At 72.2% G+C, this 11,936-nt stretch carries 13 protein-coding genes and 1 riboswitch; of the genes, 8 read left to right on the top strand and 5 right to left on the bottom strand.

What is annotated here, in order from left to right; translation table 11 throughout:
* Window positions 1-53: 53 nt before the first annotated feature.
* Window positions 54-1,886, top strand: a complete 1,833-nt coding sequence (gene recQ / locus AB0O15_RS31660) for a DNA helicase RecQ (protein WP_364325961.1) — start codon at window positions 54-56, stop codon at window positions 1,884-1,886.
* A gap of 84 nt (window positions 1,887-1,970) precedes the next feature.
* On the opposite strand, the gene def is transcribed toward recQ, so the two are convergent.
* Both def and AB0O15_RS31670 read right to left on the bottom strand, forming a co-directional pair.
* Window positions 1,971-2,468, bottom strand: a complete 498-nt coding sequence (gene def, locus AB0O15_RS31665; protein WP_364325964.1) for a peptide deformylase — start codon at window positions 2,466-2,468, stop codon at window positions 1,971-1,973.
* A gap of 10 nt (window positions 2,469-2,478) precedes the next feature.
* Entirely contained in the window at window positions 2,479-3,681 is a 1,203-nt protein-coding gene (locus AB0O15_RS31670; RefSeq protein ID WP_364326183.1) for a chorismate-binding protein, read from the bottom strand.
* Window positions 3,682-3,869: 188 nt separating this feature from the next.
* Here AB0O15_RS31670 and AB0O15_RS31675 point away from each other — a divergent pair, with 188 nt between their 5' ends.
* The gene (locus AB0O15_RS31675; RefSeq protein WP_364325965.1) at window positions 3,870-4,070 is read left to right on the top strand and encodes a DUF5999 family protein; all 201 of its coding nucleotides are present in this window, start codon (window positions 3,870-3,872) and stop codon (window positions 4,068-4,070) included.
* Window positions 4,071-4,156: 86 nt separating this feature from the next.
* Here AB0O15_RS31675 and gcvP read toward each other — a convergent pair whose 3' ends face one another.
* Complete coding sequence (gcvP, locus tag AB0O15_RS31680) at window positions 4,157-6,967, bottom strand: aminomethyl-transferring glycine dehydrogenase (RefSeq protein ID WP_364325968.1); 2,811 nt, start codon at window positions 6,965-6,967, stop codon at window positions 4,157-4,159.
* Window positions 6,968-7,043: 76 nt separating this feature from the next.
* Window positions 7,044-7,137, bottom strand: a riboswitch (glycine riboswitch).
* A gap of 52 nt (window positions 7,138-7,189) precedes the next feature.
* On the opposite strand from gcvP, the gene mgrA reads away from it, so the two are divergent.
* Genes mgrA through AB0O15_RS31695 form a run of 3 tightly spaced genes read left to right on the top strand, consistent with a single transcriptional unit; the run spans window position 7,190 to window position 9,611 of the window.
* Window positions 7,190-8,185 (top strand): L-glyceraldehyde 3-phosphate reductase, encoded by a 996-nt coding sequence (gene mgrA, locus AB0O15_RS31685; protein WP_364325970.1) that lies wholly within the window; start codon window positions 7,190-7,192, stop codon window positions 8,183-8,185.
* Window positions 8,182-8,847 (top strand): nucleotidyltransferase domain-containing protein, encoded by a 666-nt coding sequence (locus AB0O15_RS31690; RefSeq protein ID WP_364325973.1) that lies wholly within the window; start codon window positions 8,182-8,184, stop codon window positions 8,845-8,847. The genes mgrA and AB0O15_RS31690 overlap by 4 nt, the downstream gene beginning before the upstream one ends.
* Entirely contained in the window at window positions 8,844-9,611 is a 768-nt protein-coding gene (locus AB0O15_RS31695) for a nucleotidyltransferase domain-containing protein (RefSeq protein ID WP_364325976.1), read from the top strand. The genes AB0O15_RS31690 and AB0O15_RS31695 overlap by 4 nt, the downstream gene beginning before the upstream one ends.
* Here the strand turns inward: AB0O15_RS31695 and AB0O15_RS31700 are convergent.
* The gene (locus tag AB0O15_RS31700) at window positions 9,580-9,957 is read right to left on the bottom strand and encodes a hypothetical protein (RefSeq protein WP_364325979.1); all 378 of its coding nucleotides are present in this window, start codon (window positions 9,955-9,957) and stop codon (window positions 9,580-9,582) included. The two genes, AB0O15_RS31695 and AB0O15_RS31700, sit on opposite strands and share 32 nt — an antisense overlap.
* A 140-nt stretch (window positions 9,958-10,097) precedes the next feature.
* Window positions 10,098-10,325, bottom strand: coding sequence for a hypothetical protein (locus AB0O15_RS31705; protein ID WP_364325982.1), 228 nt, complete (start codon window positions 10,323-10,325; stop codon window positions 10,098-10,100).
* 347 nt (window positions 10,326-10,672) lie between these two features.
* Here AB0O15_RS31705 and AB0O15_RS31710 point away from each other — a divergent pair, with 347 nt between their 5' ends.
* From AB0O15_RS31710 to AB0O15_RS31720, 3 genes are all read left to right on the top strand, one after another.
* Window positions 10,673-10,993: a hypothetical protein gene (locus tag AB0O15_RS31710; RefSeq protein WP_364325985.1), complete on the top strand. Its 321-nt coding sequence runs from the start codon at window positions 10,673-10,675 to the stop codon at window positions 10,991-10,993.
* Window positions 10,990-11,622, top strand: a complete 633-nt coding sequence (locus tag AB0O15_RS31715; protein ID WP_364325988.1) for a nucleotidyl transferase AbiEii/AbiGii toxin family protein — start codon at window positions 10,990-10,992, stop codon at window positions 11,620-11,622. Before AB0O15_RS31710 ends, AB0O15_RS31715 begins: the two co-directional genes overlap by 4 nt.
* Before the next feature lie 119 nt (window positions 11,623-11,741).
* The gene (locus AB0O15_RS31720) at window positions 11,742-11,891 is read left to right on the top strand and encodes a hypothetical protein (protein WP_364325991.1); all 150 of its coding nucleotides are present in this window, start codon (window positions 11,742-11,744) and stop codon (window positions 11,889-11,891) included.
* The last annotated feature ends 45 nt before the right edge of the window (window positions 11,892-11,936 follow it).

Consider the following 11,936-nt stretch of genomic DNA (forward strand, 5'->3'; position numbering starts at 1 on the left):
GGGTTGTCCACAGGGTCCGGCCGTTCCCCCGGCGAGGTAACTACTATCGCTCAGTGACCTCGCCCAAGGACGTCCTCCATCAGGTCTTCGGCTACCCCGACTTCCGCGGGCAGCAACAAGAGATCATCGAGCACGTGACCGACGGCGGCGACGCCCTGGTGCTGATGCCGACCGGCGGCGGCAAGTCGCTGTGCTACCAGATTCCCGCCCTGGTCCGGCCCGGCACCGGCGTGGTGATCTCCCCGCTGATCGCGCTCATGCAAGACCAGGTCGACGCGCTGCGCACGCTCGGGGTGCGGGCCGGGTTCCTCAACTCGACCCAGGACTACTCGTCGCGCCAGCTCGTCGAGCAGGAGTTCATCGCCGGCGAGCTCGACCTGCTCTACGTCGCGCCCGAGGGCCTGGGCACGCCGTCGACCCAGCGGCTGCTCGAACGCGGCACGGTGGCGCTGTTCGCGATCGACGAGGCCCACTGCGTGTCCCAGTGGGGCCACGACTTCCGGCCCGACTACCTCCAGCTGTCGATGTTGCACGAACGCTGGCCCGACGTGCCGCGGATCGCGCTGACCGCCACCGCCACCACGGCCACCAAGGAAGAGATCGCCAGCCGGCTCGACCTGACCCTGGCGCGACACTTCACGGCCAGCTTCGACCGGCCCAACATCCAGTACCGCATCGTGCCCAAGGCCGAGCCGCGCCGGCAGCTGATCTCCTTCCTGCGCAACGAACACCCGGGCGACGCCGGCATCGTCTACTGCCTGTCCCGGGCCTCGGTCGAGAAGGTCGCGGCCTACCTGGTCGACGAGGGCATCCCGGCGCTGCCCTACCACGCCGGGCTCGACCCGGTCATCCGCGCCACCAACCAGTCCCGCTTCCTCCGCGAGGAGGGGCTGGTCATGGTGGCCACGATCGCGTTCGGCATGGGTATCGACAAGCCCGACGTCCGGTTCGTGGCCCACCTCGACCTGCCCAAGTCGGTCGAGGGCTACTACCAGGAGACCGGGCGGGCCGGCCGCGACGGGCAGCCGTCCACGGCCTGGCTGGCCTACGGGCTGGCCGACGTCGTCCAGCAGCGCAAGATGATCGAGTCGTCCGAGGGCGACCTGTCCCACCGGCGCAACGCGGCCGCCCACCTCGACGCGATGCTGGCGCTGTGCGAGACGGTCACCTGCCGCCGGGCCCGGCTGCTCGACTACTTCGGGCAGCACGAGGTCACCGAGGGCGGCTGCGGCAACTGCGACACCTGCCTCAACCCGCCCGAGGCCTGGGACGGCACGGTCGCCGCGCAGAAGTTCCTGTCCACGGTCTGGCGGCTGCAACGCGAGCGCGGCCAGAAGTTCGGCGCCGGTCAGTCCATCGACATCCTGCTGGGCAAGGAGACCGAGAAGGTTCTGCAACACCGCCACCACGAGCTGTCCGTCTTCGGCATCGGCGCCGACCTGCGCGAGCCCGAGTGGCGCGGCGTCGTCCGCCAGCTCCTGGCCGCCGGCCTGGTGACGGTCGAGGGCGACTACGGCACGCTGGTGCTGACCGAAGACAGCACCTCGGTGCTCCGCGGCGATCGCAAGGTCATGATGCGCCGCGAGCCCGAGAAGCCGGCCAAGGCCCCGCGCGCGTCCCGCACCTCACCGTCGGCGGCGGCCACCCCGATGTCGCCCGAGGACGAGCCGATCTTCGAGCGCCTGCGGGCCTGGCGCGGCCGCGTGGCCAAGGAGCAGAAGCTCCCCGCGTACGTCATCTTCCACGACGCGACCCTGCGCGCGATCGCCGCGTTGCGCCCGACGTCCCTCGACGAACTGGGCACGGTCAGCGGCGTCGGCCGCGCCAAACTCGAGAAGTTCGGCCCCGACGTCCTCGAGACCCTGGCCGAGGGGTCAGCCCCCTGATCGGCAGGCAGCGGGAGTAGGCGCCGGGCCCGCCGCAACGAGGGCGGCGCGGACGGCCGGGCCGCCACCTCGACGGCTGTCCGGCTAGAGCGGCCGGGCGGGGCGGATCTTGCGTAGTTCGCGCAGCGCCTGGCGGCGGGTGTCGCCGGTCAGCGTGTCGATGTAGATCGTGCCGTCGAGGTGGTCGGTCTCGTGTTGCAGGGCCCGGGCCAGGAAGCCCTCGCCGTGGATGACCAGGGGCTCGCCGTGGTGGTCCTGGCCGGTGGCGGTCACCCGCAGGGCGCGGCGGGTCGGGAAGTACAGGCCGGGCACGGACAGGCAGCCCTCCTCGTCGTCCTGCTCGCCCTCGAAGTCGCTCAGCACCGGGTTGATCAGGTGGCCGATGACGTCGTCCACGTTGTACGAGAAGACGCGCAGGCTCACCCCGATCTGCGGTGCGGCCACGCCGGCCCGGCCGGGCTCGCGGACCGTGTCCTCCAGGTCGCGCACGAGCCGGCGAAGCTCGGCGTCGAAGTCGGTGACCGGGTCGGCCTCGGTACGCAGAACCGGGTCGCCGAACACGCGGATGGGCCTGATTGTCATGACCGTAAGCCTATCCAGCCGTTACCGCCGACGATGACAGGGCGGCGCGCAGCGGGCCGGCCTTGGCGGCGGCCTCGGCCACCTCGGCCGCCGGGTCGCTGTCCCAGGTGATGCCGCCTCCGGCCCAGACGTGCAGGCGGTCGCCGTCGGCCGCGGCGGTGCGGATGGTCAGGCCCAGGTCGAGGTGGTCGTGGCCGATCCAGCCGAGGGCGCCCATCGAGGCGCCGCGGCCGACCGGTTCGAGGCGGGCGATCTCGTCCAGGGCGGCCAGCTTGGGCGCGCCGGTGACCGAGCCGCCGGGGCACACCGCGCGCAGCAGCGACGCCAGGTCCACGTCGCCGTCCAAGGGGGCGGAGACGACCGACTCGGCCTGCCAGAGACCACTCCATTCGCGTACGGCGAACAGCTGGTCGACCCGCACCGGGCCGGCACCGGGCAGCCGGGACAGGTCGTTGCGCTCCAGGTCGACGATCATGATGTGCTCGGCCCGCTCCTTGGCCGACGTCAGCAGCTCGTGCCGGCCGGCCGGCGTGGCCGGGCGGGTGCCCTTGATCGGGCGGGTGATCACCCGGCCGTCGCGCACCTCGACCAGCGTCTCGGGCGAGGCGCAGCCGATCGCCCAGCCGTCACCGGCCAGCACGCCGCCGTAGCGGGCGCCGGCCAGCCGGGCCAGCCGGGACAGCGCCGGGATCGGATCGCCGGTGTAGGCCGCGGAGGCGTGCCCGACGACGTTGACCTGATAGATGTCGCCGCGGGCGATGGCCTCCCGGGCCAGCGCCACGGCCCGCGCATGGTCATCCGCGGTCCAGCTGTCGGCCCAGGGTTCCAGCGAGAAAGGCCGCGACGACAGCGCGGCGGGAGAAGGGGTCGCTCCCGGACGCAACGCGGAGGCCGATGCGCCGGCCGGTTCCGGACCGGATGAACCGTGCGCGAGGACGACGGCGTACACGTCAGGGAGGGCCGGCGACGGGGTCGGTGGTCCGACGGCGCCGCCGGCCATCACGGAACCGGCGGCGGCGGATACATAGAGTGCGGCGCCGCACGGAGTGCCATCGCCGGTCGGGTGGACTTGGGTGGCCGTTCGGCCGAGGTTTCGCACGCGCAGTCCGGCGGAGGAGAGGAACTCGGCGACAAGCTCTGCGGGGTCACCGCCGTCCGTCAGAGACCACTGGAAGGTAGATGACAGACGGTGACCGCCCTGGCCGGAGCTCAGTGATGCCGGAATGAGACATGAAGGAGGTGTCGGGAAGTGGTCGACAGCGCCCCTACCGTGGACCATCGGAAGCGAGGATTCTGGCAACGGGACGCCGTCACCCGCCCCATCCGCAGTCGTTCGGAGTGAGGTAACGTTCGTCACCGCAGTTGTGAATCATCACACAGCCCCTATCGGAGATACCCCTGATGTGCCAGCACAAGAGCCCTTGCCCACCCGCCGGAGCCACGGACCGCGAGGCCGCCCGGATCGTCGCGACCTGTCGCGAGCAGGGTTGGAGCCTGCTTTGCAACGGCGTCATCGTCTTTGAGGACACGGGCGAGATCCTGCCCGACGGAACGGTCATCGAGCCGCACCGCGGACCGGGTAAGCACGCCCTCGCGGCGTAACAAGAACCGCAAGGTTACCGCTACGCAAAGTAGCGACAGCAGGGCCGCGACCCGCACCCGAGCCGCGGCCCCCTCGCCGGGGACGATCAGTCCTCGAAGGCTTCCGGCGACGGGCACGAGCAGACCAGATTCCGGTCGCCGTAGGCCCCGTCGATCCGCCGGACCGGCGCCCAGTACTTCGACATCCGATCCACGCCGGCCGGGTACGCCGCCGCCGAGCGCGGGTACGGGTGCTCCCACTCGTCGGCCGACACCGAGGCCGCCGTGTGCGGCGCGTTCGCCAGCGGATTGTCGCCCGCCGGCCACTCACCGGCCGCGACCTGGGCGATCTCGGCCCGGATGGCGATCATCGCGTCGCAGAAGCGGTCGAGCTCGGCCAGGTCCTCGCTCTCGGTCGGCTCCACCATCAGCGTGCCGGCCACCGGGAACGACATGGTCGGCGCGTGGAAGCCGTAGTCGATCAGCCGCTTCGCCACGTCGTCCACCGAGACGCCGGTGGCCTTGGTGATCGGGCGCAGGTCGAGGATGCACTCGTGGGCCACCAGGCCGTTCTCCCCGGCGTACAGGATCGGGAAGTGGTCGGCGAGCCGGGCGGCCACGTAGTTGGCGGCGAGCACCGCGACCGACGTCGCCGCGGCCAGGCCGTCGGGGCCCATCATCCGCAGGTAGGCCCACGAGATCGGCAGGATGCCGGCCGACCCGTGCGCCGCCGCCGACACCGCGTGGTGATCGCCGGACTCGAGCGGGTCGCCGGGCAGGAAGTCGGCGAGGTGGGCGCGCACCGCGACCGGGCCGACGCCGGGACCGCCGCCGCCGTGCGGGATGCAGAACGTCTTGTGCAGGTTGAGGTGCGAAACGTCGGCGCCGAACTTGCCCGGCCGCGCGAACCCGACCAGCGCGTTGAGGTTGGCGCCGTCCACGTACACCTGGCCGCCGGCCTCGTGCACCTTGGCGCAGAGGTCGGCGATCGACGTCTCGTACACGCCGTGGGTCGACGGGTAGGTGACCATGATCGCGGCCAGCCGGTCGGCGTGCTTGACGATCTTGGCGTCGAGGTCGGCCAGGTCCACGTTGCCGTTGTCGTCGCAGGCCACCACGACCACGCGCATGCCGGCCATCACCGCGGAGGCGGCGTTGGTGCCGTGCGCGCTGGACGGGATCAGGCAGACGTCCCGGTCGAGGTCGCCCCGCGAGCGGTGGTAGCCGCGGATCGCGAGCAGGCCGGCCAGCTCGCCCTGCGAACCGGCGTTGGGTTGCACGGACACCGCGTCGTAGCCGGTCAGCTCGGCCAGCCAGCCCTCGAGCTGGGCGACCAGGGCCTCGTAGCCGGCGGTGCGCGACGCCGGGGCGTACGGGTGGATGTTCGCGAACTCGGCCCAGCTCACCGGCTCCATCTCGGTGGTGGCGTTGAGCTTCATCGTGCAGGAGCCGAGCGGGATCATGCCCCGGTCGAGCGCGTAGTCGCGGTCGGAGAGGCGGCGCAGGTAGCGCAGCATGCCGGTCTCCGAGTGGTGGGTGGTGAAGACCGGGTGGGTCAGGAACTCGCTGGTACGCGCCAGAGCGACCGCCCCGCACTCGGCCGGCGACGCGACCGTGGCCCCGAAGGCGCCCAGGACGGCTTCGACGTGCGCGTCGGTCGTCGTCTCGTCGCAGGCGATCGACACCGTGTCGGCGTCCACCAGGCGCAGGTCGATGTCCTGGTCACCGGCCGCGGCGACGATGGCGGCGGCTTGTCCGGGCACGCGCACGGTCACGGTGTCGAAGAACGCGTCGTGCGTCGGCGAGATGCCCGCCGCCGCGAGCCCGCCGGCCAGATCCAAGGCCTTCTGATGGGTACGCTTCGCGATCGCGCGCAGCCCGTCGGCGCCGTGGTAGACCGCGTACATGCTGGCCATCACCGCCAGCAGGACCTGCGCCGTGCAGATGTTGCTGGTCGCCTTCTCGCGGCGGATGTGCTGCTCGCGGGTCTGCAGGGCGAGCCGGTAGGCCTGGGCGCCGTCCGCGTCCTTGGACACGCCGACCAGCCGGCCGGGCAGCGACCGCTCCAGGCCGGCCCGGACCGCCAGGTAGCCGGCGTGCGGGCCGCCGAAGCCGAGCGGCACCCCGAAGCGCTGGGTGGTGCCGGCCGCGATGTCGGCGCCGATCTCGCCCGGCGGCCGCAGCAGGGTCAGCGCGAGCAGGTCGGCCGCGACCGTGACCAGGGCGCCGGCGGCGTGGGCCCGCTCGACGAGCGCGGCGTGGTCACGGACCGCGCCGGAGGCGCCCGGGTATTGCAGGTGCAGCCCGAAGAACTCGTCGGGCAGGTCGTCGCCGCCCAGCGAGGCGTCGATCAGGCGCAGTTCGATACCGAGAGGCTCGGCCCGGGTACGCAGGATCGCGAGCGTCTGCGGGAAGGTGTCGGCGTCCACCGCGTACACCGAAGATCTGCTCTTGGACCCGCGCTTGGCCAGGGTCATCGCCTCGGCGACCGCGGTGCTCTCGTCCAGCATCGAGGCGTTGGCCGTGGTCAGCCCGGTGAGATCGGTGACCATGGTCTGGAAGTTGAGCAACGCCTCCAGGCGGCCCTGGCTGATCTCGGGCTGGTACGGGGTGTACGCGGTGTACCACGACGGGTTCTCGAGCACGTTGCGGCGGATCACGGCCGGCGTCACGGTGCCGTAGTAGCCGAGCCCGATCATCGGCGTGGTGACCTGGTTGTGGCCGGCGATCTCGCGCAGCTCGGCGATCGCCTCCTCCTCGGAGGCCGCCGCGGGCAGATCGAGCGTGCCGTGCCAGCGGATGACCTCGGGGATCGCGGCGCCCATCAGGTCGTCCAGCGTCGAGTAGCCGATCGCCTTGAGCATCTGGGACTGCTCGTCGGCGTCAGGACCGATGTGCCGGTTGGCAAAAGTCGTCATGGGCGCACTCCAGGCCGGGGGTCGTCGTGTCAGACCCTCCCCCTCTGTCGTACCCACGAAGGGTCCTTCAGAGTCGCCTGCCCGCGCGGTCCGTGTGCCTGAGAGGTTCCGGGGAGGATTTGCCCCTTCGGCGCCACCTTTGCTCCGGTGATCTCTCCCGCAGCGGCTGGCGACCAAACTACCAGTGCACCGGCTGATGATCTCGCTCCTAGAGTGTGGTGTGTGACCTACCACGCGGCGGACGACCGCTACCAGACGATGACCTACCGCCGGGCCGGCCGCAGCGGCCTGCGCCTGCCCGCGGTCTCGCTCGGCCTCTGGCACAACTTCGGCGACACCCGGCCGCTCGAGACCCAGCGAGCCATCGTGCGGCGCGCGTTCGACCTCGGCGTGACCCACTTCGACCTGGCCAACAACTACGGGCCGCCGCCCGGCAGCGCCGAGTCGAACTTCGGCCGGCTGCTCGCGAGCGACCTCGCGCCGTACCGGGACGAGCTGGTCATCAGCACCAAGGCCGGCTACCACATGTGGGAGGGCCCGTACGGCGAGTGGGGCTCGCGGAAGTACCTGGTCTCGTCGCTGGACCAGTCGCTCCGGCGGATGGGCCTGGACTACGTCGACGTCTTCTACCACCACCGGCCCGACCCGGACACCCCGATGGAGGAGACGATGGCCGCGCTCGACGCGGTGGTCCGGGCCGGCAAGGCGCTGTACGTCGGGATCAGCAACTACACCGCCGAGCAGACCACCCGCGCCGCCGCGATCCTGGCCGAGCTCGGCACGCCGCTGCTGATCCACCAACCGTCGTACTCGATGCTGAACCGCTGGATCGAGCGCGACCACCTGCTCGACGCGCTCGAGTCGGCCGGCGCCGGCTGCATCGCGTTCAGCCCGCTCCAGCAGGGCCTGCTCACCGACCGCTACTTCCAGGGCATCCCGGACGATTCCCGGGTGCGCACCAGCGTCTTCCTCGACGAGGACGCGCTGGACGCCAGGACGATGGGCCGGCTGCACTCGCTGAACGACATCGCCCAGGGCCGCGGCCAGTCGCTGGCCCAGCTGGCGCTGGCCTGGGCGCTGCGCGACCCGCGGATGACCAGCCTGATCATCGGCGCGTCGAGCGTGGCCCAGCTGGAGGCCAACATCGGCGCGCTGGGCAACCTGTCGTTCAGCCCGGCCGAGCTCGACGCGATCGACGGCACGGTCCTGGACCTGTGACGTCCTTCGTCCCCGAGCACACGATCCTGTCGGTCGTGGTCGGGTCCCGGGCCTACGGGCTCGACGGCCCCGGCTCCGACCACGACCGGCGGGGTGTGTTCGCCGCGCCCACCCGGCTGTTCTGGCGGCTGGACAAGCCGCCGACCCACCTCGACGGCCCCCGCGACGAGGAGTTCTCCTGGGAGATCGAGCGGTTCTGCACGCTCGCCGCGCAGGCCAACCCGACGGTGCTGGAGGTGCTCTTCTCGCCGCTGATCGAGACGATCACCTCCGACGGGCGGGCGCTGCGGGACGCGCGGCGGGCGTTCCTGTCGCGGCGGGTGGCCGAAACCTACGGCAACTACGCGCGCGACCAGCTGGCCCGGGTCGAGGCCCGCCGCGAGCGCACCGGCGTGGTCAACCACAAGCAGGCGATGCACATGATCCGGCTGCTGCTGGCCGGGGCCCATGTGTTGCGTACCGGCGACATCCTGGTCGACGTGTCACCACTGCGGGACCGGCTGCTCGCGATCAAGCACGGCGAGGCGCCCTGGGCCGACTGGGCCACGGAACTGCTCGCCGACCTGGCCGCGGCCGCGACGGAAACCCGGCTGCCCGATCGGCCGGATCGCGAGACGATCGATCAGGTGCTCATCGGCGTACGCGAAAGGGGCCTGCAATGACCACCGAAGTGCCGGAGTGGGCCGGCCAGATCGCCACCGACCTGCCCTATCCCCTGGTCTTCGCGACCGTGAGCGGCGCACACCTGTACGGCTTCGCGTCCGTCGACTCCGACCTCGACCTGCGCGCCAGCCACGTGCTGCCCGCCGCCGAGGTGGTCGGCCTGCGCACCGGCCCCCAGACGCTCCAGGCCGACGGCCTCCGCGACGGCGTCGAGCTCGACCTGGTCAGCCACGACCTGCTCAAGTTCGCCCGCCTTCTGAACAGCCGCAACGGGTACGTGCTGGAGCAACTGCTGTCCCCGCTGGTGGTGGTGACCACGCCCGTGCACGCCGAGCTGACCGCCCTGGCGCCGCGCCTGGTCACCCGCAACCACGCCTACCACTACCTGGGCTTCGCGGCGACGCAGGAGAAGCTGTTCGCCAAGACCGGCGAGCTCAAGCCCGCGCTCTACCTGCTGCGCGTGCTGCTGACCGGCCGCCACCTGATGCGCACCGGCGAGGTGGTCGCCGACCTGCGGGAACTGGACGCCCCGGCCTACGTGCCCGACCTGATCGCGGCCAAGCGCGCGGCCGAGCACGGCCCGTTCCCGCCGGACGTGCGAGCGGCCCTCGACCACGACGTGGCCCGTCTGCGCACCGACCTGGAGGCCGCCCGCGACGCGTCCCGGCTGCCCGACCAGCCCGACCCCGACGCGGTCGGCGCCCTGCACGACCTGGTCGTCCGCGTCCGCCTCACCGGGCCGGCGGCAGCTCCAGGCCGTTGAGCATGGCCGCCGGGCCACCACCGAACGAGGTCAGGCGGCTGCGGACGGGACCCGGCAGGCGTGGGAGCAGGCGCATGGTCTGGGCCATGGCCCAGACCTGGGCGCGGCTGCCCGGGACGATCGAGGCCAGCACCGACGGGCCGATCCGGCGGGCGTGGCCGACCGGCTCGCGCAGCGCGGCCTCGTAACGGGCCAGGGCGGCCGGGATGTCACGGCCGTCGCCCAGTTCGGTCGCCAGCACGTACGCCCCGGCCGCGGCCAGGCTGGTGCCGCCGCCGACCGCCGGGCCGGGGCCGTACCCGGCGTCGCCGACCAGGGTCACCCGGCCGCGCGACCAGGACGCCATCCGGATCTGGGCGATCTCGTCGAAGTAGAAGTCGCCGGCCCGGCCGAAGTGCTCCAGGACCGGCGCCAGCCGCGGACCGAACGCGTCGCCGATCAGGTCCCGGGCGGCGGCCGGGGTGAGGTTCTCGATCGGCGTCCGGATCAGGAACAGGGCCCGGCCAGGCCGGCCGTCGCGGTCGGATAGACGGTCGCCGCGAGGCCCGGCGCGGCGAACGACGCCACGGTGGGCCCGGCGTGCAGCACGTCGGGCAAGGTGTAGACCGCGAGGTAGGCCCCGAGGAAGTGCCGGTAGTCGCGCTCGGGGCCGAAGGCCAGCCCGCGTACGCCGGAGTGCAGCCCGTCCGCGCCGACGACCAGGTCGGCCTCCACCGTGCTGCCGTCGGAGAGCCGGGCGCTCGTGCCGTCAAGGCTCTCAGGCCCATCCGCTCGACGACCTCGACGGCCGGCCCGAAGAGGTCGACCGCGTGCCCACCGTCGCCGGCCCGCATGGACGCCGCCCGTTCGACCACCGTGACGTCCCAGCCCTGCCGGCGCAGCCAGTAGGCGAGCACCGGCCCGGCGACGCTCGCGCCCGAGATCAGAGCGTGCATGCCGCGCCTCCCGCGTTTGATCACCTATCGGTAGGTAAAGGTATTTCTGACCGTCCGGTAAGTCTGGTGGAGTCGGTCGGCCAGTGGCCGGCTGCTCGACGGGTTCGCGCAGGATACGCTGTCCCCATGACCAGCCCCGTGGTGCACCTCGCGCGGCCGCACCGGCCCGTGGTGGTCGCCGGGAGCCTGCGCGAGCTGACCGGTCCCGAACACGGGCCGGTCGAGCTGCCGCTGCGTCTGTGGTGGGGCCCGCCGCGCGCGTTCGACCTCGACCAGCCCGACGAGTTGCTGTGGATGTACGAGAACGTGCTGCGTGAGGCCGTCCGCGCCGACGAGCTGCGCAACTACCTGCACGGGCCGACGCTGGCGCGGGTGTGGTCGCGGCTCAACCTCCCCCGCGGCGTACGCGCGGCGTGGGAAGCCCGCCACCGCGCGCTCGGCAAGTGACCGACTTCTTCACCGACGTCGCCCGCATCGCCCTGGGCGTGGCCGACAAGCACGGCTTCGTCCTCGGCGGCGGCGTCGCCTGGCTGGTCAACGGCCTGGTCCGCCGCCCCACCGAAGACGTCGACCTGTTCACCGACGCCGAGGACGGCGTGGCCGCGGCCGCCGAGGAGGTGGCGTCGGCGCTGGCCGGCGCCGGGTACGCGGTGGCCCGCGAGGCGCCCGACGAGATGTTCGACGGCATGGACGACCACCTGCGCGAGTTCCTGGTGGCCGACGGCGACCGGGCGCTGCGCCTGACGCTGTGCCGGCTCGACCGCCGCCGCGCGCCGGTGGTGATGGACATCGGGCCCGTCATGCACCTGGACGACCTGGTCGCGACCAAGGTGGCGGCGCTGGCCGGGCGGCGCGAGGTCCGCGACTACATCGACGTGGCGGCGGCGCTGGAGCGCTACCCGCTCGACCGGGTGCTCACGCTGGCCCGGGCGGCCGACCCGGCGCTGGACGACGAGGACCTGGCCGACGCCGGGCGCTACCTGGACCGGCTGGACGACGCCCGGTTCGCGGTCTACGGGCTCGGCCCGGCCGAGGTGGCGGCGCTGCGTCTCACCCTGCGCGACTGGCCACGATGAGTAGTCGGTCGCTCACTTTAGGGCTGCTACCGATCAGCACCCGCTCATCATCCAAGTCGCAATCGGCGCCGCCCAATCTTGTGTCAGGTCCCCCACCTCACGCGAAATGAGCTCCCCAGATGCGTACTCGAATCGGCTCCACCATCGCCGTCATCGTCGCCGCCGCCGGCCTCGCCGCCGGTGTGGCCGGCCCGATCTACTCCGCGCTCGGCGGCGACGCCCCCTCCACCAGCACCTCGGCGGCCGCCATGGGCCGCATCATGCGGTAACCCCGCCGCAAGGGTCCCCCGTGATGGCCGGGTACGAGCGCTCGT

This window comes from Actinoplanes sp. NPDC089786 (assembly GCF_040684855.1).
Taxonomy (GTDB): Bacteria; Actinomycetota; Actinomycetes; order Mycobacteriales; family Micromonosporaceae; genus Actinoplanes.

Coding starts and splice junctions, on each gene's coding strand:
- def (WP_364325964.1), bottom strand. CDS start 2,468: ATGACAATCAGGCCCATCCGCGTGTTCGGCGACCCGGTTCTGCGTACC.
- AB0O15_RS31675 (WP_364325965.1), top strand. CDS start 3,870: ATGTGCCAGCACAAGAGCCCTTGCCCACCCGCCGGAGCCACGGACCGC.
- gcvP (WP_364325968.1), bottom strand. CDS start 6,967: ATGACGACTTTTGCCAACCGGCACATCGGTCCTGACGCCGACGAGCAG.
- AB0O15_RS31695 (WP_364325976.1), top strand. CDS start 8,844: ATGACCACCGAAGTGCCGGAGTGGGCCGGCCAGATCGCCACCGACCTG.
- AB0O15_RS31700 (WP_364325979.1), bottom strand. CDS start 9,957: ATGGCGTCCTGGTCGCGCGGCCGGGTGACCCTGGTCGGCGACGCCGGG.
- AB0O15_RS31710 (WP_364325985.1), top strand. CDS start 10,673: ATGACCAGCCCCGTGGTGCACCTCGCGCGGCCGCACCGGCCCGTGGTG.
- AB0O15_RS31720 (WP_364325991.1), top strand. CDS start 11,742: ATGCGTACTCGAATCGGCTCCACCATCGCCGTCATCGTCGCCGCCGCC.